At 62.1% G+C, this 21310-nt stretch carries 25 protein-coding genes; 11 read left to right on the top strand and 14 right to left on the bottom strand.

Features of this window, described 5'->3' with window-relative positions; translation table 11 throughout:
- Positions 1-47 precede the first annotated feature (47 nt).
- Positions 48-1022, top strand: a complete 975-nt coding sequence (locus H143_RS0102405) for a sensor domain-containing diguanylate cyclase (RefSeq protein ID WP_019936626.1) — start codon at positions 48-50, stop codon at positions 1020-1022.
- Positions 1023-1094: 72 nt separating this feature from the next.
- Here H143_RS0102405 and H143_RS0102400 read toward each other — a convergent pair whose 3' ends face one another.
- Positions 1095-2150 carry an RNA methyltransferase gene (locus H143_RS0102400; protein ID WP_019936625.1) on the bottom strand — a complete coding sequence of 352 codons (1056 nt, stop codon included), beginning with the start codon at positions 2148-2150 and terminating at the stop codon, positions 1095-1097.
- Between the two features lie 235 nt (positions 2151-2385).
- Between H143_RS0102400 and H143_RS0102395 the strand changes: the two genes are divergently transcribed.
- The 4 genes from H143_RS0102395 to H143_RS19815 are packed head-to-tail and all read left to right on the top strand — an operon-like array spanning position 2386 to position 5070.
- Positions 2386-2736 carry a transposase gene (locus H143_RS0102395; RefSeq protein WP_019936624.1) on the top strand — a complete coding sequence of 117 codons (351 nt, stop codon included), beginning with the start codon at positions 2386-2388 and terminating at the stop codon, positions 2734-2736.
- Positions 2736-3077, top strand: coding sequence for an IS66 family insertion sequence element accessory protein TnpB (tnpB, locus tag H143_RS0102390; RefSeq protein WP_019936623.1), 342 nt, complete (start codon positions 2736-2738; stop codon positions 3075-3077). Before H143_RS0102395 ends, tnpB begins: the two co-directional genes overlap by 1 nt.
- A 59-nt stretch (positions 3078-3136) precedes the next feature.
- A complete protein-coding gene (locus H143_RS0102385; protein ID WP_019936622.1) occupies positions 3137-4738 on the top strand; it encodes an IS66 family transposase in 1602 nt (533 codons plus the stop codon).
- Between the two features lie 23 nt (positions 4739-4761).
- A complete protein-coding gene (locus H143_RS19815) occupies positions 4762-5070 on the top strand; it encodes a hypothetical protein (protein WP_019936621.1) in 309 nt (102 codons plus the stop codon).
- A 78-nt stretch (positions 5071-5148) separates the two neighbouring features.
- On the opposite strand, the gene arfB is transcribed toward H143_RS19815, so the two are convergent.
- Positions 5149-5553, bottom strand: a complete 405-nt coding sequence (arfB, locus tag H143_RS0102375) for an alternative ribosome rescue aminoacyl-tRNA hydrolase ArfB (protein WP_019936620.1) — start codon at positions 5551-5553, stop codon at positions 5149-5151.
- A complete protein-coding gene (locus H143_RS0102370; protein WP_019936619.1) occupies positions 5550-5903 on the bottom strand; it encodes a DOPA 4,5-dioxygenase family protein in 354 nt (117 codons plus the stop codon). Before H143_RS0102370 ends, arfB begins: the two co-directional genes overlap by 4 nt.
- Before the next feature lie 308 nt (positions 5904-6211).
- On the opposite strand from H143_RS0102370, the gene H143_RS19810 reads away from it, so the two are divergent.
- The gene (locus H143_RS19810) at positions 6212-7513 is read left to right on the top strand and encodes a PD-(D/E)XK nuclease family protein (RefSeq protein WP_019936618.1); all 1302 of its coding nucleotides are present in this window, start codon (positions 6212-6214) and stop codon (positions 7511-7513) included.
- 268 nt (positions 7514-7781) lie between these two features.
- Here H143_RS19810 and H143_RS0102360 read toward each other — a convergent pair whose 3' ends face one another.
- Positions 7782-9032 (bottom strand): IS256 family transposase, encoded by a 1251-nt coding sequence (locus H143_RS0102360; RefSeq protein ID WP_019936617.1) that lies wholly within the window; start codon positions 9030-9032, stop codon positions 7782-7784.
- A gap of 491 nt (positions 9033-9523) precedes the next feature.
- On the opposite strand from H143_RS0102360, the gene H143_RS0102355 reads away from it, so the two are divergent.
- Positions 9524-10111, top strand: coding sequence for a hypothetical protein (locus tag H143_RS0102355; RefSeq protein WP_196801270.1), 588 nt, complete (start codon positions 9524-9526; stop codon positions 10109-10111).
- Positions 10108-11061, top strand: a complete 954-nt coding sequence (locus tag H143_RS0102350) for a hypothetical protein (protein ID WP_019936615.1) — start codon at positions 10108-10110, stop codon at positions 11059-11061. Before H143_RS0102355 ends, H143_RS0102350 begins: the two co-directional genes overlap by 4 nt.
- Positions 11062-11244: 183 nt before the next feature.
- Here the strand turns inward: H143_RS0102350 and H143_RS21510 are convergent, their stop codons facing one another.
- The 6 genes from H143_RS21510 to H143_RS19800 all read right to left on the bottom strand — a co-directional run bounded on the left by H143_RS21510 (position 11245) and on the right by H143_RS19800 (position 15138).
- Positions 11245-12090 (bottom strand): HNH endonuclease, encoded by an 846-nt coding sequence (locus tag H143_RS21510; RefSeq protein WP_019936614.1) that lies wholly within the window; start codon positions 12088-12090, stop codon positions 11245-11247.
- Between the two features lie 42 nt (positions 12091-12132).
- The gene (locus H143_RS22335; RefSeq protein ID WP_155803302.1) at positions 12133-12399 is read right to left on the bottom strand and encodes a hypothetical protein; all 267 of its coding nucleotides are present in this window, start codon (positions 12397-12399) and stop codon (positions 12133-12135) included.
- Between the two features lie 86 nt (positions 12400-12485).
- Complete coding sequence (gene purU / locus H143_RS0102335) at positions 12486-13340, bottom strand: formyltetrahydrofolate deformylase (RefSeq protein WP_019936612.1); 855 nt, start codon at positions 13338-13340, stop codon at positions 12486-12488.
- Between the two features lie 5 nt (positions 13341-13345).
- On the bottom strand, positions 13346-13846 hold the full coding sequence (locus H143_RS0102330) for a flavin reductase family protein (RefSeq protein WP_019936611.1): 501 nt from the start codon (positions 13844-13846) through the stop codon (positions 13346-13348).
- A gap of 7 nt (positions 13847-13853) precedes the next feature.
- On the bottom strand, positions 13854-14483 hold the full coding sequence (gene pdxH, locus H143_RS0102325) for a pyridoxamine 5'-phosphate oxidase (RefSeq protein ID WP_019936610.1): 630 nt from the start codon (positions 14481-14483) through the stop codon (positions 13854-13856).
- Positions 14484-14568: 85 nt separating this feature from the next.
- A complete protein-coding gene (locus tag H143_RS19800) occupies positions 14569-15138 on the bottom strand; it encodes a gamma-glutamylcyclotransferase (protein WP_019936609.1) in 570 nt (189 codons plus the stop codon).
- Positions 15139-15364: 226 nt separating this feature from the next.
- Between H143_RS19800 and H143_RS0102315 the strand changes: the two genes are divergently transcribed.
- On the top strand, positions 15365-16201 hold the full coding sequence (locus H143_RS0102315; RefSeq protein WP_019936608.1) for a ThiF family adenylyltransferase: 837 nt from the start codon (positions 15365-15367) through the stop codon (positions 16199-16201).
- 5 nt (positions 16202-16206) lie between these two features.
- On the opposite strand, the gene H143_RS19795 is transcribed toward H143_RS0102315, so the two are convergent.
- The 4 genes from H143_RS19795 to H143_RS0102295 all read right to left on the bottom strand — a co-directional run bounded on the left by H143_RS19795 (position 16207) and on the right by H143_RS0102295 (position 19119).
- Positions 16207-16776 carry a Spy/CpxP family protein refolding chaperone gene (locus H143_RS19795; RefSeq protein ID WP_019936607.1) on the bottom strand — a complete coding sequence of 190 codons (570 nt, stop codon included), beginning with the start codon at positions 16774-16776 and terminating at the stop codon, positions 16207-16209.
- Between the two features lie 301 nt (positions 16777-17077).
- Complete coding sequence (locus H143_RS0102305; protein WP_019936606.1) at positions 17078-17389, bottom strand: non-heme iron oxygenase ferredoxin subunit; 312 nt, start codon at positions 17387-17389, stop codon at positions 17078-17080.
- 12 nt (positions 17390-17401) lie between these two features.
- Positions 17402-17872, bottom strand: a complete 471-nt coding sequence (locus H143_RS0102300) for an aromatic-ring-hydroxylating dioxygenase subunit beta (RefSeq protein ID WP_019936605.1) — start codon at positions 17870-17872, stop codon at positions 17402-17404.
- Positions 17873-17874: 2 nt separating this feature from the next.
- A complete protein-coding gene (locus H143_RS0102295) occupies positions 17875-19119 on the bottom strand; it encodes an aromatic ring-hydroxylating dioxygenase subunit alpha (RefSeq protein ID WP_019936604.1) in 1245 nt (414 codons plus the stop codon).
- Between the two features lie 242 nt (positions 19120-19361).
- On the opposite strand from H143_RS0102295, the gene H143_RS0102290 reads away from it, so the two are divergent.
- On the top strand, positions 19362-20264 hold the full coding sequence (locus H143_RS0102290) for a LysR family transcriptional regulator (RefSeq protein WP_019936603.1): 903 nt from the start codon (positions 19362-19364) through the stop codon (positions 20262-20264).
- 77 nt (positions 20265-20341) lie between these two features.
- Complete coding sequence (locus H143_RS0102285; RefSeq protein ID WP_026349640.1) at positions 20342-21310, top strand: tripartite tricarboxylate transporter substrate binding protein; 969 nt, start codon at positions 20342-20344, stop codon at positions 21308-21310.

The following is a 21310-nucleotide window of genomic DNA, read 5'->3' as shown; positions in this document are numbered from 1 at the left end:
CCTCAGGCTAAAGTGACTTATTGAGACGGAACAAGGAGAGGCTGGGTATGTCTGACGTAAACCGGCTTTTTGATGACAATGCGGTGTACAAAACCCTGCTGGAGTCGACCAAGGCGATTCCTTGGAAGATCGATTGGGCCACGATGAAGTTCGCCTATATTGGCCCGCAGATCGAGGCGTTGCTGGGCTGGAGTCCTGAGAGTTGGGTGAGCGTGGAAGACTGGGCCATGCGCATGCATCCGGAGGATCGCGAATATGTGGTGAATTTCTGCGTCACCCAATCCCAGAGCGGCGTGGACCATGAGGCGGACTACCGGGCGCTGACCAAGGACAACGGCTATGTCTGGATTCGGGACGTTGTGCACGTAGTGCGCGATGACAGAGGCGAAGTCCAAGCGCTGGTCGGCTTCATGTTTGACATCACCGAACGCAAGAAAACCGAGGAAAAGCTGCTGAGCTTGCAAAAAGAGTTGGAGGTGCTGTCTTTCAAGGACGGCCTGACGAATATTGCCAACCGACGTCGCTTTGATAGCAGTTTCGAATTGGAATGGGAGCGTGCGCGCAGCGAAAGCAAACCCCTGTCTTTATTGTTGTTCGACGTGGATTTTTTCAAGCAGTACAACGATTTGTATGGCCACGCTCAGGGGGACAAATGCTTGATAGATATCGCCCAGACGCTGAGTCTGGCTCTGGAGGGCCCTCGCGATCTTCTTGCGCGCTACGGAGGCGAGGAGTTTGTCGTGCTGCTGCCCGAAGCCGATGCCGGGGCGGCCCGGAAAATCGCTGAACGCTGCCAGCGATTGCTCAAGAAAAAGTCTATCGTGCATGCATTGTCGCCGCATGGCAGATGCGTCACGGTAAGCATCGGAGCGGGGACGGTGGTGCCAGATGAGCAGGCGGAGCGTGCCGGCTTTATCAAAGCTGTAGATCAGCAACTCTATGCGGCCAAGAAAAACGGACGGCACCGCATTGAACATGTGCAGTTGCCCGAGAGCGAGCGCCTTCAGGAAGGTCTGATCTAAACGTATCAGGTGTCCCTGCGATCGGCCTGAGGCCGTATTCTCTCAGCACAGGCCGATGTGTTCGGAAGTTCCTTAAGCGACTTCCGGCTTTGCCAGGGGCCTGCGGCGAAGTTCGACCCCCTGCGCAGCTGCGACAGCGCGGGCGCGCAGTTGGCCGCAGCCGCCCTCCACGTCCTGGCCGGCGCTGTTTCTCACTTTCGTCAGCACACCGCGACTGTGCAGCTTGCGGACGATTTCACGGATGCGCTCGGAATCGGGACGCTGGTAGTCGTCCCCTTCCAGACTATTGAAGGGAATCATGTTGAGCACGCCATACTTGCCCTTGAGCAAGCGCACGACGGCGTCGAGCTCGTCGTCGCCGTCGTTGACGCCCTTGAGCAGCGTCCACTGGTATTGAATTGGATAGTCAGTATCGCGGGCGTATTTTTCGCCGAGCGCGATCAGTTCCTCCGGCGCGATTTTCGGCGCGCGCGGCAACAGGTGTTCGCGCAGCGCGGCCTTGGTCGTGTGCAGCGACAGCGCCAGCGCGGGCTTGACGCGCTGGCGCGGCAGGGCGTCGAACACGCGCAAGTCGCCCACGGTGGAGAACACCAGATTCTTGTGGCCGATATTGCCTTCGGTGCCGAGCAGGTCTATGGCTTCGAGCACGTTGTCCAGGTTGTGCGCCGGTTCGCCCATACCCATGAAAACGACTTTCCTCACCGCGCGCAGGCGCCGTGCCAGTACGACCTGAGCGAGGATCTCCATGCTCGTGACCTGGCGGATCAGGCCGCTCTTGCCGGTCATGCAGAAACGGCAGCCGACCGCGCAGCCGACCTGGGTAGAGACGCAGAGCCCGTCGCGCGGCAGCAGCACGCTTTCCACCATCTGTCCGTCGGCCAGTTCGACGAGCAGCCGTGAACCGTCGCTGCCGGCGTGTTCGGAGCGGATGCGGGCCAGGCCGTCCAGTTCCATCGTCAGGGCGGGCACGGCCTCGCGCAGCGCCCGCGGCAGAAAGTGCTCGGACAGCCGCCGCCGCGTGCCGCTGTCGAGTGCTTGACCGTCCAGCCAGACGCGCACCACCCGGCCGCGATGGACGGGCAGGGCGCCAAGGCAGGCGAGGCGTTGATCGAAGTCGGCGTAGCGCATAGATCGCGGATTTTACTGCGCCCCAGGCGCCTGTCGAATGCCGGGCGGTCTCGCCGGCAGCCACTTCCTGGGACTCCTTGAGTCCTCGGTACAGGCGACCCAATTGCGCTTCAAGTGTAAGGCTCCGGTGAGTACCGTCTAGACGCCTGGCGCCTACCAAGCCGAGAATTCTGGTTCTCGGGCACTCTCAAATTTGTGTCCATAAAAATTTCTGGACATAAATTTCGGGGCATTCATGAGCGAGACGCAGCGCAGGTATCAACAGCACTCTGTGGCCCGCAAGCGCGAGGTCGTCGAGGCATCGATGCGTCCGGGTGCATCGGTCGCGGCGCTGGCGCGTGACTACGGCATCAATGCCAACCAGGTCTGGGCCTGGCGCAAGCTGTATAGCGAAGGCCGTTTGGATACTGCGGCGAGCGTCTCTGCGGTGGTGGCAGTTGATGTCGTAGCCATGCCCGATCCCGAGCCAGTCGCGCCTGCTGCATCTGGCAGTTTGGAGATTACGATAGGCCCGTCGCGCTTGTGCGTGACGGGCAGCGTCGATCCGCTGCTGCTCAGGACAGCCATTGCCGCGTTGCGTGCCTGATGCTGCCGCCCGGCAACACGCGAGTCTGGATCGTGGCGGGCGTGACCGACATGCGGCGTGGCTTCGATGGCCTGGCCGCGTTGGTGCAGATCCAGTTGCAAGCCGACCCATTCTGCGGCCACGTGTTCGTGTTCCGTGGTCGACGTGGGGATCGGATCAAGGTGCTGTGGTTCGATGGCGATGGCATGTGCCTGTTCTGCAAGCGTCTGGAGGCAGGCCGCTTCGTGTGGCCACAGGCCGAGGCGGGTCGTATCGCGCTGACCAAGGCCCAGTTATCGATGCTGCTCGAAGGCATTGATTGGCGCAGCCCCGTGCGCACGGCCAGGCCCACGCAGGTGTAGTGCGCCGATCTACGTATCGACACCTTCTCAACCGTGCCGCACGCCGATAAAATAACGGCATGCGCGCACCTGCTTGTCTGCCCAACGATATCGATGCCCTGCGGGCATTGGTATTGGCGCACCAGGCCCAGTTGCAAGCGCATCAGCAAGAGAACCAGGCGCTGCGCGCGGAACGCGAGGCGTTCCATGCCGAGCGTGAAGCGTTCAAGCAAGGCAAGCGCGACGACAGCGACGAGATCGCCCGCTTGAAGCTCTTGCTGGCCAAGCTGCAACGCCTGCTGTTCGGCCAGCGCTCCGAGAAGCTGCAACACCAGGTCGATCAATTGCAGCTGGAGCTCGAAGAGCTTTACCTCAATCAAGCCCAACGGGTTGAACCGGCGCGTTCTGCGCAGCCTCGCGCCGAGCGCCAGGCCCCGGTGCGTCGTGCGTTGCCTGAGCACCTGCCGCGCGAAGTCATGGAACACCTTCCCGAAGCGACAGCCTGCCCGGACTGCGGCGGCGCCTGGAAGCGGCTCGGCCAGGACGTGAGCGACATGCTGGAATACGTTCCGGCCAGCCTGCGGATCATCCGCCACGTGCGCCCGCGCCTGACCTGCACGTGCTGCGAGCGCATGATGCAGGCGCCTGCGCCCAGCCGCCCGATTGCACGCGGCTGGGCCGGCCCGGGATTGCTTGCGCACGTTTGCGTGAGCAAATACGCTGACCATATCCCCTTGCATCGGCAAGCCCGCATCTACGAGCGCGAAGGCGTGGAGCTGGCCGACAGCACCCTAGCCGACTGGGTGGGTGGGGTGCACCAACTTCTTGCCCCGCTTGTAGCCGCCCTGCGCGATCACGTGTTCTCGGCCCGCAAGCTGCATACCGATGACACGCCTGTGCCGGTGCTCATGCCAGGTTCAGGCAAGACGCGCCAGGCCCGCTTGTGGACCTACGTGCGCGATGACCGGCCCCATGCCGGCGCCGCCGCGCCGGCAGCGTGGTTCCGCTACTCGCCCGACCGCAAGGGCATCCATCCGCAGACGCACTTGAAGGACTTCAGCGGCACGCTGCAAGCCGATGCCTATGCGGGCTACGACGCGATCTACGCCAGGGGACGCGTGATCGAGGCTGCGTGCTGGGCGCATGCCCGGCGCAAGTTCCACGAGATCCATGTGGATCGGCCCACGCCCATCACCACGCATGCCCTGGAGAGAATCGCCGAGCTCTACCGGATCGAAGCAGGCATCCGCGGCAGTCCACCAGAACATCGCAAGCAAGTTCGCCAAGTCGAGTCCGTGCCCATCGTGACGGCGCTGCGGGCCTGGCTCACAGAACAACTGCCCACCGTGTCGCGCAAGTCGGTTACCGCTGAGGCCATCGGCTATGCCCTGAACCAGTGGCAGGCGCTCACGCGCTACCTGGATGACGGCGAGGTCGAGATCGACAACTCGGCCGCCGAGCGTTCGGTGCGTGGCATCGCGTGCGGGCGTAAGAACTATCTCTTCTTGGGCTCGGACCGGGGTGGCGAACGCGCCGCCACGATGTACAGCCTGATGGAGACGGCCAAGTTGAACGGCATCGACCCAGAAGCCTACCTGCGCCGCGTGCTGGCCGTTATCGCTGAGTACCCGGTCAACCGGGTGGCTGATCTCTTGCCCTGGAACCTGGCCGCCCAGGCATAACCAGGTCATGTAAAAATGGCGCCATGAGCGCCAACAAGCACACCATCCTGGACCGAGACCTGTTTGTTCAAGCTCTGCGCCACATGAGCGAGCAAGACCTCATGTACCTCAACCACATGGTGGTCGAGCGCCTGCGTTTGCTGGCCCAGGCCAAGAGCACGATGCAACTGGCCCAGTTCGCCCAGGGCGACCGCGTCTGCTTCACCGATAACGATGGCCAAGTGCGAAACGGCTTGATCATGCGATTGAACAAGAAAACCGCCAGCGTGCACACCGACGACGGTCATCTCTGGAAGGTCGATCCGGTCTTCTTGAAAAAATCCAGCACCTGACCAGCTATACCGCCGACCAGAGTGATTTACAAGACGGTGCTCACCGGAGGCTTACCTTCAAGTCGCTCACGCAACACCCTATTCGGACACGCGCCCTCGTCCCGTTTTTACCTCGCTGCGCTGCGCCTTGTTATCGAGGCGACGCCGCTGCGACGAACGGGTCGGGCGCGTTGCCACACGGACTTTGCGGGTTGTGCGAACGCTTGCGATCAATTCTTCGAGACGCGCCATCGCCGCGGCCCGATTCTGTTCCTGGGTGCGGTATTCCTGCGCCTTGATGATGATCACGCCATCGCGCGTCACGCGCCGGTCGTGCAGCGCCAGCAGGCGCATCTTCAGCACTTGCGGCAGTGCGGATGCGCGCACGTCAAAGCGCAAATGGATGGCGCTCGACACTTTGTTCACATTCTGCCCGCCCGCACCCTGCGCGCGTACGGCGACAAGTTCGACTTCGTGAGGGGCGACGGTGTAGCGGGCGGTCATTTGCTTAACGCGGACAGAACCAGGTCGTAGGAGCGGCCGATCCACACCGCGCAATCGCGATGATCGCGCAGGGTGTCACCCGTGTTGGGGTGCACGAAGATGTCCAGGGCGCCGTGGTTCAGCGTCAACCAGCCAATCAGTGCGGAGAAATGGTCCGTGGCACACGCAATCTGATACGACCACTGTGTATGAGGGCCGACCGGACGCTCATGAAACCGTCCGATTTGCACGCAGGCGCCGAAATGCCGATCGATCTCCTGCCGGAACGCCCAGGCAGCATCGCGGCTTGCCGCATCGAAATAGACATGGGCATGCCAGCTTTCGATGCGGTGGGTATCAAGAATGGTCATGTCGGTCCGCTTTTGAGGTGCCGTCGGATGGTGCAATGTCCGAGTCGGCATTCAATGCTACCAGCACCGGTTTGCGTCGTGTATGCGGCAGGCTGGGCTTGATGCGCGGGCTTGCGTTTTGAAAAGTGAATCGGAAGGCCTGTCTTGAATCGAATATAGGTGCCGATGATCGGCGGGTATCTACCCACAACGGCCGCTCGCACTACGCAAATCAGATGGCCGCTTCCAGCAGTGCACAATGATTTCGTAGCTTCGACCGATACAATAGTTGAGTTGCAAAAAAAACCAATGATCGACGGAAAATTCTGATGGACGAGGCATTTCACGAGTTTGTAGCAGATCCCAGGCTGCGAAAGGCCATGGAGGGATTAAAGCGGTCGAACGATATTTTCAACATCATCGAACCAAATGAAAACCAACATTCTGAAATACTGAAATGGTTGTTTGATCCTCGCGAAGGACACAGTCAAGGTGACGGAATGTTGAAAGATTTCCTGACCGCTGCTTATGGAAATTCGTATGAAAACGTCCTTTGCAACAAAGAATTCTTTGCTGTTTGGACGCCGGGCAGGATTGCCCGAACCGGCTTCCACTCGATGATCGCAATTCGAGAGTATGTGCTCCCGAGCAAGAAGGCCCGGTTGGACCTGCTGATGATCGACCCTGTGAATCAACTCCTCGTTGTGATTGAGAACAAGCACGGCGCCAAGCTCGGGCCGGAGCAGCTTGAGACCTACTACAACGAGGTGGCAGTGTTACGTGCCCGGCCGGCATTCAAAGGTTACAAGACAGCGCATATTGTCTTGGATCGGAATTATGGCGGAGCTCGGGACGAGGACGATAATCGATCTGCACCACGTAACCGGTGGGCATTTCTCGATTACCAATGGCTCGAGGCTGGCGCTGATCGCGCGGAGCTCCAGATCAAGCGAGGAAACCAATCTGCTGCGCTCGTGATTGCTTACTGCCAGAAGCAAACTGACTACGTTCCGCCGGAGCAGAAGGAACTTGACGATGTTCTCGCGGACGTTGCGATGGAATATAGGACGGTCATTGAAGATCTCGAGAAAGCAGTAACTCTTGACGTCAGTGCGCTCACCCCGACGACATTGGACGGCGACCTGGGTGAAAAGTGGATTTTCGCCCATCACTATCCGGAGTTGATTGAACGCCTTGGTTCAAAGGCAAAGCTTTCGTTTATCGAAAGGCGCATCAAGGCCAAGCTTCCAAATCGCAAGCTCTTGACAGACTATGGGAAGCGGATCTTTTGGTTATTTGATGAAGCATGGAACCCAGTTATGGGTGCTGAAGCAGCGTCATGGCCTGTCTGCGTTGTCGCATGGGAAATGCGTGAATCGGTTCACGGGCCAGACAATTATGCGGTAGGCATTCAGTATCGACCGCTCAACCTTGAAGATGGTTACAGGGCAAAAGTCCAGGTCGCACTTGAGGAGGAATTCCCCGAACTCAAGAAGGGGCGAAGATCGGCCTCGTTCAGAATGCTTGGCAAAGTAGCCAATCTGAGTGAGTCCGAGTTGCCGATGAAGGCTCAAACAGTCTATGCACGTCTAAGAAGCGCGCTTGGACCGGTGGTTGACGACCCGGTCTGAAGCAAGTTCAGCGTCCGGTTGTCCACAAGATTGATCGGACGCGGAATTGATCAAAAGCGCTTGGCTAAGGCACACCTCTGCGGGACTGCGCGTGTCACCCACAGTCAAATGCGAGCGGCCAGTTCTCAAAAGCGGTCGCACAAGCGTCCGATTCCGAGTGCGCCGAACGGCGGTTCCTGGCCGCACTGCGCCCGATGAGACCGACTCGAAGCTCGTCGTCGCGAGAGGTGGGCCTGTCATAAATTTCGTGTTCAGAGCGGGGGAGTAATCACGCGGCGATCTGAACGAAGCGGTCAGCGAAGAGGATAGCAAACTGGTTCATGGCTTGCTTCCAATCGTGGGCCGACCGGCTCCATTTGGCCGTGATGTTGCGCAAGGCCAGCCAGATGAGTTTGGTGGCGGCCTCATCACTGGGGAAGTGACCGCGGGTCTTGATGATCTTGCGCAGTTGCGCGTTGACGCTCTCGATTGCATTGGTCGTGTAGATCGTCTTTCTGATAGCCGGTGGGAAGGCAAAGAAGGGAATCACCCGATCCCAGGCATTACGCCAGGCTGCGGTGACCGTCGGGAATTTCTGGCCCCATGGACCCGCTTCAAATGCATCCAGCTCGGCGGCGGCCGCCTCGGCGCTGGGCGCGGTGTAGATGGGCCTGATCGCCGCCGCCAGCGCCTTGCGCTCTTTCCAGTTAGCGTAAGCCAGGCTGTTACGGATCAGGTGAACGATGCAGGTCTGCGGGGTGGTTGCCGGGAACACCGCCGCCAGCGCATCGGGCAGCCCCTTCAGGCCGTCAGTGACGGCAATCAGGATATCGTTAACGCCTCGGGTTTTCAGATCGTTGAAGACCTTCATCCAGAACCTGGCACCTTCGGTATTTTCAATCCATAGACCCAGAATGTCCCGGGTGCCGTCGGCCAGAACGCCTAGCGCCAGGTACACCGCTTTGTTGCGCACCACGGCATCTTCACGGATCTTCACGCGCAGAGCGTCGAAGAACACGACCGGATACATCGGTTCGAGCGGCCGGGCCTGCCACGCCGTGACTTCGACCATGACTTCATCGGTGACCGTGCTGATGAAGTCCGGCGAAACTTCCGTGCCGTATTGCTCGAGCAAAAAACCCTGGATTTCTCGCACCGTCATGCCTCGGGCATACATGGCGATAATCTTGTCATCGAACCCGGTAAACCGCCGTTCGTGCTTAGCGATCAGAATAGGATCAAAGCTGCCGTCACGGTCTCGCGGCACCTCGATGCGCAGCGGGCCGTCTTCGGTCAGCACCGTCTTGGCGCCTTTGCCATTGCGCTGGTTAGTCACCGATTCCGGTTTGGCCATGCCAGGCTTGTAGCCCAGGTGGTGACTCATCTCGCCTGACAGCGCCCTTTCAATCAGCGCCTTCTTCAGCGCCATGACTGTGGCGTTGATCTCGGCGGCCGTCTTCGGACCGTCGCCGAGCAACTCAAGCAATTCGGCAGGTAGGGTCGGCAGTTCTGCCAACGGGGTCTTCGGCTTGCGGGGCATATCCTCTCCTTGGAGACATGTTATGCCCTGAACACGAAATTACTGATAGACCCCTCCAGTCTGGCCGATCAGACTCCGGATGAGGCATACTTCGCCACGCTGCCAGCGATTAAATCGGCAGCATGACTGCCTCGGGCGTTCCACTTATAAATCTCACAATACTGTCCAAACAAACGAGGCCACCTCTCGGTGAGCGGCGCGGCTTAACTCAATGTTGAGCGCCCGCTTTTACTAGCCGTCACCAGTTGCTCCTGGCCGACTACTGTCCGACGCAGCCGGACGTAACCGACCCAACGCAATCATTCGGCGGCGTATGCTCACCAGAGTTTTGACTCGGGATTTCGCCACGCTATTCGGAAAGCCGTGCAAGCTTGCCGAACTCGGCAGCATCGGAAACATCCAAGATCGGTGTAACCAGGCAAATGACACGCTCCCTCAAGCAAGAGGTTACGAGGCATGGATATGCCTTTGTCCAAGAGTATTGTCCGAAGATGGATATAGTTGCGCTCGCCAACGCGCTCGGCCAACCACTGACGCAGTGGGAGGGTAGACTTGTCCAAGATTTGGTCCCTCGTGCCACCGCGACACCCAATACCTATAGCGGCATCTACGGCCTCGATCGCTTTCCGTTTCACACTGATCTCGCGCATTGGCGCCTACCACCTCGTTATCTTCTACTACGATGCGTGATCGGATATGCGGATGTCTCAACGCTGTTGCTAGATGGACAAGCCATCTTCGACGCCGTGACGCTGGACATTCTGACGCGCGCCATCTTCAAGCCGCGCCGACCTCGGATCGGGGGGATCACACTGTTGCGCTTGTGCGAACCCACCGATGACGGTTATTGCTTCCGATGGGATGACGTGTTCCTCAAGCCAGCAAGCAGGATTGGGGACATCGCCAGCCAACGCATCAGGGAGCAGTTCCCCAAGTGCCAACCCTTATCGATCGCCCTCGCACAAGCTAGCGACACACTCTTGATCGACAACTGGCGCATGTTGCACGCACGCTCGCCGATTCCCGCCGAGCGTGTGGATCGGAAGATTCAGAGGATTTATTTGGAGAATCTGCGTTGAAGAGGACCGTCACACCTAAGGCAACCCCACTGTCCTGGGACCCGGAAGCTCTTTATCTGAAGGCTCAGCGCTATGTGCAGCATATGAGCGCCCTAGATAGTGATGATTGGGAATATGCCCTTTGGTCGGGTTTTTCCCTCGAATTCCTAGCGCGAGCAGCGCTCGCTAATGTCAGTCCCGCGCTGCTGGCCGAGACCGATAAGAATTGGACCAGTCTCTACCATGCACTAGGTTTTACCCCTACCGAGGAGAAGTTCGCTCCGAAGTCCATTGCGGTCAGTGAGGTCTTCAAACGCCTCACGGCGATCTTGCCGGATTTCACGAAGGAACATGAGGGCTTCGGCATCCTCCACACCGGCCGACGCAACGCCGAGCTACATACAGGCGAACTCGCCTTCGACGGAATCAAGGCCTCGGTTTGGCAGCCGCGCTTCTACCAGACGTGCGAGATTCTTCTCTCCTCTATTGGGACGACACTTGAGGATTTTTTCGGTGAGGATGAGGCGAAAGTCGCTAGGGAACTCATTGACGCCGCAGCCGACGAAAGCGCCAAGGCGGTGAAAGGCGAGGTCGAAGCTCATAAGAAAGTCTGGCTAGCCAAGGGAGAACAGGAGCGTTTGAAGCTGAGCGCGCAGGCTTCGGTCTGGGCAACTCGACAAGCCGGCCACCGTGTGTACTGCCCCGCCTGCGCTTCGCAAGCTCTGGTTGTCGGCGGGCCAGTCTCAGCGCCAGTCCAAAGGCTAAGCGACGGCGAGATCACCGAAACGCAGGAATATCTGCCCAACCGGTTCGAATGCATCGCTTGCGGCCTGAAGATTCTCGGCCTTTCTCGCCTGACGGTTGTCGGCCTCGGCGACCGCTACAAGAAGACCCAAGTCTATGATGCTGCCGAATATTATGCTCCGAACGACGACTATGCCGGCTACGAAGAAGACAATAACGAGCCCTGAGTGAAACCCGGGCAGACACATTTCGAATGTCCGGATTTGGCGGTCTTTCGCAAAGGACCATTTTCGACCCTGAATCAACATTCAGCATGGTCATTAGCAGACGGCCGCGAATAGCGCCCCATGACGCTACGCGACAATGGGCGTGAATGGCGTCTAATGTAAGAGGCGACCAGCAGCCTGTCTCTAGAACCCATGAAGTTTGCGGTGCTTAGCCAAATATTTCCGCATCCCCCTTGTGATCTTCCTTGGGTCCGCGATCTTCATACCAGCCTTAAGTCCGAACACATGCCTCGTGCTCGGCGCCAGATCGGGGCTTATGAGCATCATGCCGTCGCGAGCGAACGATATCAGGCCCTGGTCGAAGAGTCGGTCGAGAGGGGATGACAGCAGCAGGCCATTGTCAACGTCAGTCTTTTCCTTCGGCTCGGACCGCGCCCACGGGTAGATGTGCGAAGCAATCAACAGGCCGGGGTGGCCGTCACAATTGTGATCCGCAACGGCGCATTTACCTTCCCAGTGTTGCTGCACAGGGTCACGGAACTTTCTGTGGTTCTTCCGCACCCAGATAAGGCGCTGCACCATTATGCCTTCCGGCGTGGGTATCGCGGTGCGCTTGCGCGCGGTCGATCCCTTCTTGTGACTTGCCTTGCAAACCTTCACACGTGAACCACCACCGCCCCCGTTCCCGTAAAACTCGCTGTCCGAAACATGGTCCCGATCATGAACGCCAACAAGCTGAAATCGGTCGACAAGGAAACGATAGGCCGGCCCCTTCTCGCGCATTCCCGTCCACTGCACGTCGTCGAAAAAACCACACCAGATTTCGCGGCGCTTCTTGTTGCCCGATACCTCTTCGATCGCCACAACGACGAGATCATGCGGTTCCGTCAGCGCCGGCCAATGTTCCGTGTAATTGCGCTGCAGCGCGGTCATATTGTGCTCGTTGCGGTGCATCTTCTGCACTAACGCCGACGAGGCGTCGACGAATTCCCCTTGGAATATCTCCTGAATCGACTTCATCGCTGTCATGGGTGGTCCCTATGCTTGTTCGATGATTGAATTGTTAGCAATTCAGGCGGTCATGTCGAGTGTCTCTTTCTGGCCGATACCGGCCTTGTGAGCGGGACTCATCACGGTCGGCACCGTCTTGCGCCAAAAGCGCAGTGCGACCTTCACAGGCGTACCGGCGGGCGGGTGGTTCGGTGAGGGAGCCGTGCTCAAGAACGAAGCGCGCCGATACGACATCGTCGTGCTGCACAGTACGCGCATGGCGTTCATGCAACGCTCGACGTTCATGTGGCGGGTGGAAAACAGCGTCTCCATCAACGGATTTCTCATGCGTCAATTGAACGGCTGCGCAACTAGGGCAACTGAGGGAGGCTTCGGGCCGCCCGCGATTGCGGGCGGCTTATTGCGCAGACGGGTTAGCGAAACACTACCGTCTTGCTTCCATTGATCAGGATGCGGTGCTCCACATGCCAGCGCACGGCGCGCGACAGCACCAGCGATTCCACATCGCTGCCCACCTGCGCAAGCGCCTGTGCCGTCATGCTGTGGTCGACCCGCTCGATGTCCTGCTCGATGATCGGGCCTTCGTCCAGGTCGGCCGTGACATAGTGGGCGGTGGCGCCGATGATTTTCACGCCGCGCGTATGCGCCTGGTGGTAGGGGCGGGCGCCCTTGAAGCTGGGCAGGAAACTGTGGTGGATGTTGATGGCGCGGCCTTCGAGCGCGCGGCACAGGGTGTCCGACAGGATCTGCATATAGCGGGCCAGCACCACCAGGTCGATGCGTTCGCGCTCGACCAGCGCCAGCATCCGCCTTTCCTGTTCGTCCTTGGTGTCGGCGGTGACGGGCAGGTAGTGAAAGGGGATGCCGTAGGACGCGGCCAGGCCGGCGTAGTCTTCGTGGTTGGACACGATGCCGGCGATCTCGGCATGCAACTGACCGCTGCTCACGCGAAACAGCAGATCGTTCAGGCAATGCCCCTGCTTGCTCGCCATGATGAGCAGGCGCGGCTTGATGCGCGCATCGTGAATGTGCCAGGCCATGCCGTAGTCCGCGGCCAGCGCGCCGAACTGGTCGCGCAGCTCCTGCTGGGCTATTGCTGCGGGCAGGTCGAAGTGCACGCGCAGAAAGAAGCGGCCTGTCTCCTCGTCGCCGAACTGCTGCGAGTCCAGGATGTTGCAGCCCAGGTCGAACAGCAGGCCGCTCACGCGGTAGACGATGCCCGTGCGGTCGGGGCAGGAGAGGGTCAGGATGAAGTCGTTGTGCTGCATGGCGGTCAGGATTGCTTGGGGGTGAGGTCAAAGCCGCCGGCATGAAAGACCAGCGGCGGGGCCTTGCTGTGGCCGCAGTGCTCGACCTCGCCCACCATGATGAGGTGGTCGCCTTCCGGATAGCGGCTGCGGTTGCGGCACTCGAACCAGGCGGCGCTTTCGTCGGCCAGCATGACCGTGCCGCCGGGCGCGCGGGCCAGCGCGATGCCGGCGAAGCGCTGCGCCGGCTTGCCGGTGGCGAAGTGGCGCGCCAGCGCGATCTGCCTGGCCGACAGCACGTGGATTACATAGCGCTCGCACTGCAGCAGGGCGGGCAGCGACGAGGCGGACTGGGACAGACTCCACAGCACCAGCGGCGGGTTCAGCGAGACCGAGTTGAAGGAGCTGACGGTCAGCCCCACCGGCGAGCCGTCGGCCGCCTGGGCCGTGACGACCGTGACGCCGGTGGCGAAACGGCCTAGAGTGGCGCGGAAATGCGTCGCGTCGAAACGGGAGGGGGCGGACATGAGGCGGTCAGGGCGCGAGTCGGTCGATCTTCCAGCCCTGGCCCTCGGGCTGGTAGCGCAGCCGGTCGTGCAGGCGCGAAGGGCGGCCCTGCCAGAATTCAAAGCAGTCGGGCACCAGGCGATAGCCGCCCCAGTGCGCGGGGCGGGGCGGCTGGTCGCCATAGCGTGCGCGGAACTCGCGTTCGCGGGCCTCCAGCGCCTCGCGCGTGGTGGGCCGGCTTTGCTGCGAGGCCCAGGCGCCGATGCGCGAACCGGCCGGCCGGCTGTTGAAGTAGAGGTCGGACTCGTGCGCCGGCACCTGTTCGACCCGGCCTTCGATGCGCACCTGGCGCTCCAGCGGCTGCCAGAAGAACAGCAGCGTCGCGCGCGGGTTGCCGGCCAGTTCCTCGCCCTTGCGCGATTCGTAATTGGTGAAAAACGTGAAGCCGTGCGCGTCGGCGCCCTTGATGAGCACGATGCGGGCCGACGGTTGGCCGTTCGGGCCGACCGTGGCTAGGGTCATGGCATTGGGCTCGGGCACTTTGGCGGCCAGGGCCTGGTCGAACCAGCGCTGGAACTGCTCGAAGGGCGAGGCGCAGGCCTCTGCCTCGAGCAGGACGCTTTTCTCGTAGCTTTGTCGAAGATCGGAAAGAGGCATAGGGGAAACTTGCGGCGGGCGTCGGCGCCCTGATGTGTCAGGTAAGCCAGTTTACCGCTTGCGGCAGCCCTCCCGCCGGGCAGGCCTATTCCTCGGCCAGGGTCTCGCTCACGCGTTCCAGATGGCAGGCGATGGCTTCCAGGCGCGCATCGTGGATGCCCGAGGCGCGCAGGGCGCGCACGGTTTCCAGGACGTAGTCGGTGCAGGGGCCGTAGCAGCCGGCCGCGCGGCGCACGATGGTGACTAGTTCATCTTCGGGCAGGGAGCTGATGTAGGCCGGGCTTGCGCGGTTCATGACGAAGACCAGCGCCTTGACCGGGCCTGCCTCGGTTTCGCACTTGAGCCAGCGCGGCAGATAGGCGCCGGCGGACATTTCGCGTTCCCAGAGCTTGGGAAAATAGTCCGGCACCTCGGGTCCGGACAGCCGCAGCACCACGCCGCGGCAGGACCCCCCCCGGTCCAGGCCGAATACCAGGCCTGGGCATTCCGGCGTGCCGCGGTTCACCCGCGACCACAGGCATAGCGCGCGGTGATGGCCGCGCAGTGTGGCCAGCCGCCGCTCGATGTAGGAGAACTCGGGCCGCCAGATGAGCGAGCCATAGCCGTAGATCCAGACGTCTTCTCCGGGCTGCCAGTGGCTGAGGGCGGCATTCATGGATGCCTGGCGTTCTTCCGGGGTCCAGCGCTTGAAAGGGGGGAGACAGGGCGAAACGGACGAGGGCAGAGGCGAACTCACGGCGGACCGGGCGAATCAACGTAATGGCGAATGGAGACGACGCTTTTGAATTCTGTGCCTATCCTGGACGTCTGTCGATGCGCTGCGGTAGCCGGGCAGCTCGAATGTGTCATGCCCGCAACGGACGTGGGAAAATAGCGCCACCATGAATCAAGAATTGCCTGCTTCCTGCGAGATCGACGCCGACCGGCGCTTCGGCGGCCTGGCCCGCCTGTATGGGCCTCAGGCCCCGGAGCGGCTGCGGGCCGCGCGGGTGGCCGTGGCCGGCCTGGGCGGGGTGGGGTCCTGGACGGCCGAGGCGCTGGCGCGCTGCGGCGTCGGTGCCCTGACGCTGGTCGACCTGGACCATATCGCCGAATCCAACGTCAACCGCCAGATCCACGCCCTGACGCCCACCCTGGGCCAGTCCAAGATCGAGGCCATGGCCCGGCGCGTCCGCGATATCAATCCCGACTGCGTCGTGACCCGGGTGGACGACTTCGTCGAGCCGGGCAACGTGGCCGAGGTGTTTTCGGGCGATCTGGATGTCATCGTCGACTGCACCGACCAGGCCGCGGCCAAGATCGCCATGATCCTGCATGCCCGCGAGCGCGGGCTGCCCCTGGTGCTGTGCGGCGGCGCGGGCGGCAAGACTGATCCGCTGGCCCTGCGCGCGGGCGACCTGTCCGAAGCGGTGAACGACGCCTTGCTGGCCAAGCTGCGCAACACCCTGCGGCGTGAGCATGGCTTTGCGCGCGGCGCGGATAGCAACGGCAAGGCGCTCAAGCGCGTGCCGAAGATGGGCGTTCGGGCGCTGTGGTTCGACCAGCAGGCCATATTGCCGGACGCCTGGGCGCAGGCGGACGCCGCCGCGCGCCAAGGCGCACCGCAGGGCTTGTCCTGCGCGGGCTATGGGTCGGTGGTGACGGTGACCGCGGCCATGGGCATGGCCGCGGCCAACGAGGCCTTGCGCCGGATATTGGACGCTAAGCCCACGGCCTAGGCCGGTTACCAGCCCCGGGGGCCGTATCGGCGCAATTGTTCCTGTTGCTGGGGCGTCAGGGCATCCGAGATCTGCTTTTGCGTCTCCAGCCGGTTGCGCAGCATCTGCAGCCGGATATCGGAAATCGCCTTGGCGGTCGTCATCTGCGCTTCCACATCGAGGGCTTGCCGATCGAAGTCGTGCCGGTGCGCCGCGAGCATTGCGTTGTGCATCGCGGTCATCAGCGTCCATTGTTTCTTCTCGCCCGCGTCCTGGATCGCCTCGATCTTCTGGATCTGGGTTGCGTTCAGGTCGAGCGATGCGAGCGCCCGGTTCCCGGAGCCCAAGTGCCCGCCCATCATCCACGGCCCCATTCCCGAGCCGCCGTAGGCGCCATCGCCATCGTCCATCATTCCGGGACCCATGCCGTAGCCGCCGCCCCGGCCGCCCATCATTCCGGAACCCATTCGGTAACCCGGTCCATAGGCCTTCGCGGACGGCGTGCCCGTGTCGTTGGCCGGTTGTGCCGGCGACGGGGCCGACGCGAGCGCGAGCATGGGGGCAATTGCCAGGGCCAGCAAGAATCGTTTGTTCATGATCTCTCCTTTGCCTGAAAGGCGAATGACTATCCTGAACAAACGGTAAATCCAGCCGCCGGAATATTTTTGACCTGCGTCATGTCGGGGCTAATTCGGGCGAGAAGCCTGCGAACGCCTCGAAATGAAAATGATCAGCGGGCCGATCCTGCAGCCGCCATGTTTCGCTGATAAAACCCAGGAACCCCGAAGGGCCGCAGGCATAGACGTGAACCTCCGGCGCGAGCGCCGCCAGGACGGCTTCCAGCGGCCGGGCATCCGGATCGGCGCTTTCATCGCCCCAGTGCAGGCGGACGAAGGGTCAGTCCTGCACGCCCACGAACACGTGGCCGTCCTCGATCTTGACGGGATAGGTCGCGATGTCCTGGGTGATGGGCAGGCACAGGCCCTTGCCGGTGCGTATGTCGAAGCGGCCCTGGTGCAGCGGGCACTCGATCTCGTAGCCCATGAGGAAACCGTTGCACAGGCTGGCCGCGCCGTGCGTGCACACGCGGTCGGTGGCGTAGATCTCGCCTTCCACTTTGTAGAGCGCGATGGCGCGCTGGCCGGCCTCGGCCGGCGTGGCGTCCTCGTCCACCACCTCGTCCTGCGCCAGGGTCTTGATCCATTGCATGATGCCGTTTCCTCAAAGGGGGTAGATGAGCGAATTGGGAATGAGCTCGCTGTCGAAGATGCATAGCCGGGACTCGAATTTCAGGCCTTGGTCGGTGTCGCGGATCACGTCGAGGTAGCGGCCGACGTTGAACACCGACGTGGGCTGGCCCGGCTTGGTGCGAAACACGGCGTAATTCGCCTCGGCCTCGATGCGGCCGTCTTGCGCCGACAGGATGCGCGGCGCGCCCACCACGTGGCGCTGGTAGTAGGGGTCGTGGAAGATGGTCTGCGTGGTGCCGTAGATGCGGTCGCGGAGCATGCCCTGCGATTCGAATGCGAGCGTGGCCAGTGGATAGCCGCGCTCATGGTTTTCGCGCGGGATGATCTTGTAGGTGCAATCTTCCAGGAAGAAGCCGGGCCACTTGTCCCACTGGGCCGAGTCCAGGGCGGCGGCGTAGTCGGCATGCAGGCGGGCTACGCGCAGGTACAGGTCGAAATCCATGTTCAGGCCTCCATCACTTTGCGCCAGTATTCGTACATGCCGCGGATCAGAGTCTCGGTGACCATGTGGTCAGTGTTTTCGACCGTCTTGCCGCCCAGCTCGGCGACGGCGCGGTGCCAGGGTTTCTGCTCGAAGCCGCGCTGCGAGAACTCGATGACTTCGCCGTCGTCGGCGGACACGAAGCCGGCCGGGCCGAAGAGATTGGCCTGGCGCAGGCGCCGCTGGGTCATCTCGGGCGTGTCCTGGGCGAAGCCGAAGTGCGTCCAGACGAAGTCGAAGGCGTCGTGGCTGACCGGCTGGATGTGCCGGGTGGACAGCGAGTTGACCTGCTGCTGGATGATGACGCTGGGAAAGAGCGTCATCAGCACCGCGGTCGGCCCGTTCCACCAGGGCTCGGTGACGATGTCCAGAAAGCGCGGGTCGTGCAGCTGCATCTGGTCCTTGAAGCTGGTCACGCCGCGGGTGACATCGCCCTTGCCGCCCTGGCCGCGCGTCGAGATCATGGCGGCGTGGCGGTGATGGGCGTCCATCTTGAGCTCGGACTTGTTGTCGGCGCGCCAGAGCCCGAAGGTGACGAACCAGGTGTGCAGCAGGCCCGGGTGGTAGGGGTCCTTGATGTTCTCCTGCATCAGCTTCCAGTTGCCGGGGATGCGCTGGCGGCTGTAGCCGTGGATGACCAGTTCGCGGCCGTCGAAGACGCGGTCGAAGTAATGCAGGATGTCCGGGCCCAGGTAGTCTTCCAGCGGTTCGACGCCGTGGTCGAAGCTGGCGAACACGACGCCGTTGCGCACCGCCACCTTGAGTTGGGTCAGGCCGTGCGCCTCGGTCTTGAAGTCGGGCGGCATGCCGCCGTTGACCTTGCCGTCCTGCTTGACGCCGCGGCGAAAGGGCACGCCCATCAGGTTGCCCTTCAGGTCGTAGTTCCACTGGTGGTAGGGGCAGACCAGTTCGGCGCGGTTGCCATGGGGTTCGCGGCAGAACTGCATGCCGCGGTGCGCGCAGACGTTCTCGAGGACATTGATGCCGCCATCGCTGTCGCGCGTCAGGATGACCGAGCGCTCGCCCACCACCGTGCGCTTGAAGTCGCCCGAGTTGGGAATCTCGGCGGTCAGGCCGACGTAGCACCAGTGAGGGCCGTAGAAGATGCGTTCGAGTTCGCGCTGGTGCAGCGCCGCGCCGGTGTAGGCGGCGAAGGGGATGCGGTTCGTACCGCTTTCCGGCCAGACTGGCAGGATCGTGTCGGACATGCTTGTCTCCATCTTTTTGTGGATAGGCCGGGCCTTCGGGGCTGGGCCGCCTGCCTGCGTGGGCAAGGGCGATGGCGGCATCATGGAACAAGCGATAAATTAAATAAATAGAATTCAATAAATAAAAAATATCACCAACGTGAATATTGCTGGAGCAAGAATGAAGCAAACCCCATGCGCACTGCGTTCGCCGCCCCCCGAGGGAGCTTGGACCTGCTTCGGACGGCCTTGCGGAGGCTGACATGAATCTCCAGGACTTGGATCTGAACCTGCTGGTCGTCTTCGACGCCTTGCACCGGCACGGCCGCGTATCGCTGGCGGCGCAGAACCTGGGCATCTCCCAGCCGGGCGTGAGCAATGCCCTGCGGCGCCTGCGCACGCTGATGGGCGACGAATTGTTCCTGCGCACGTCGGGCGGCATGGTGCCCACGCCCTACGCGCAGTCGCTGGCCCAGCCCATCTCCGATGCGCTCGCCGTCCTGCACGCCACCCTCAACGCCCACGCCTCCTTCGATCCGCAACGCAGCGAGCGCAATTTCGTCGTCGGCGTGAACGACGTGGGCCAGCTGTATTTCCTGCCGCGCCTGATGCGCCTGCTCAGCGGCGACGCGCCGGGCGTGACGGTGCGCGCCGAGCTGATGGGCAGCCTGGATGTGAAGGCGGACATGGAGCGCGGCCGCATGGATCTGGCGCTGGGCTTTCTGCCGGAACTCAAAAGCGGCTTTTTTCAGCGCAGGCTGTTCCGCCAGCCCTACGTCTGTCTGTTCCGCCGCGACCATCCCCTGGCGCGCACGGGCGTCTCGCTCAAGCAGTTCCAGGCGGCCGAGCACGCGGCCGTGGTGTCGGTGGGCACGGGTCACGGCATCGTCGACGAAATCATCAACCGCCAGGGCCTGCGCCGCCGCGTCAAGATCACCGTGCCGCACTTCATGGCGCTCGGTCCGCTGCTGCAGGCCACCCGCATGATCGCCGTCGTGCCGCGCCGCTTCGCCGACCTGGCCTGCGAGCCGTTCGGGCTGGCGACCGCGGCTTGTCCGGTGAAGATTCCGGAGTCGGTCATCAATGTGTTCTGGCATGCCCGCAACCATCGCGAGGCGGCCAACCAGTGGCTGCGCCAGCGCGTGGTCCAGGCCTTCGCCGATTAGCCCGCGGCGGGGCCGCTACACTAGCGCAGCCGCTGCAACAATGCGCGGCACGCTTGAACTGACAAGGAGAGACATCCATGCAAAGAAAACTCATGCTCGCGCTCGCGCTTTCCGCCGCCACGGCGTTCTCGGCCGCCGCCCAGGCCGCCGAGGGCTGGCCCATCGACAAGCCCATCACCATCGTCGTGCCCTTCGCGCCGGGCGGCGCCAATGATCTGATCGCGCGCCTGTACGCCAAGGAAATCGGCCAGGACCTCAAGGCCAATGTCATCGTCGAGAACCGGCCCGGCGCCGGAGGTATCGTTGGCGCGGCCTACGTGGCCCGCTCCAGGCCCGACGGCTACGTCTTCCTGGCCGCTTCCAATGGCACGGTGACCAATTCCCTGATCCGCTCCGACCAGCCCTACAAGGACGACCAGATCGAACCGGTCGCCATGCTGGGCATCGTGCCGTCGATCATCGTCACCAACCCGTCCAACCCGGCCAACAATCTCAAGGAAGTCGTCGAAAACGCCAAGAAGTCGGGCCGCTCGATCAACTTCTCGACCGCGGGCATGGGCAGCACGCCCGACTTCGTGGGCGCCATGGTCAAGATCGAAACCGGCATGAAGATGCAGATGATCCCGTACAAGAGCGGCGCCGAGAACGTGGCGGCGGTGGTGGGCGGACAGACCGATATGACCTCCGAGGCCAGCATGGTCACGCTGCCCCTGATCAAGGCGGGCAAGCTCAAGGCGCTGGCCACGACCTGGGATCACCTGGACGCCGCGCCCGACATCAAGACCACGGCCGAGCTGGGTTTTCCCAATATCCGCATCGGCCACTGGGAAGGCCTGTACGCGCGCACCGGCACGCCGGCCGCGATCATGGACAAGATGAACGCCGCTGTGCGCAAGGCCTCGCAGTCGCCGGCGATCCTGGACGCACTCAAGCCCTACAGCGTCACGCCGGGCACGATGACCCGTCCCGTGTTCGTCAAGTTCACGCAGGACGAGCGCACCCGCCTGAGCAAGGTGGTCAAGGCCGCCAAGATGCAACCCGACTGA

Source organism: Bordetella sp. FB-8 (assembly GCF_000382185.1).
Taxonomy (GTDB): Bacteria; Pseudomonadota; Gammaproteobacteria; order Burkholderiales; family Burkholderiaceae_B; genus Bordetella.
Note: the sequence above shows the minus strand (reverse complement) of the source record. Positions and strands in the feature narration are given on the sequence as shown.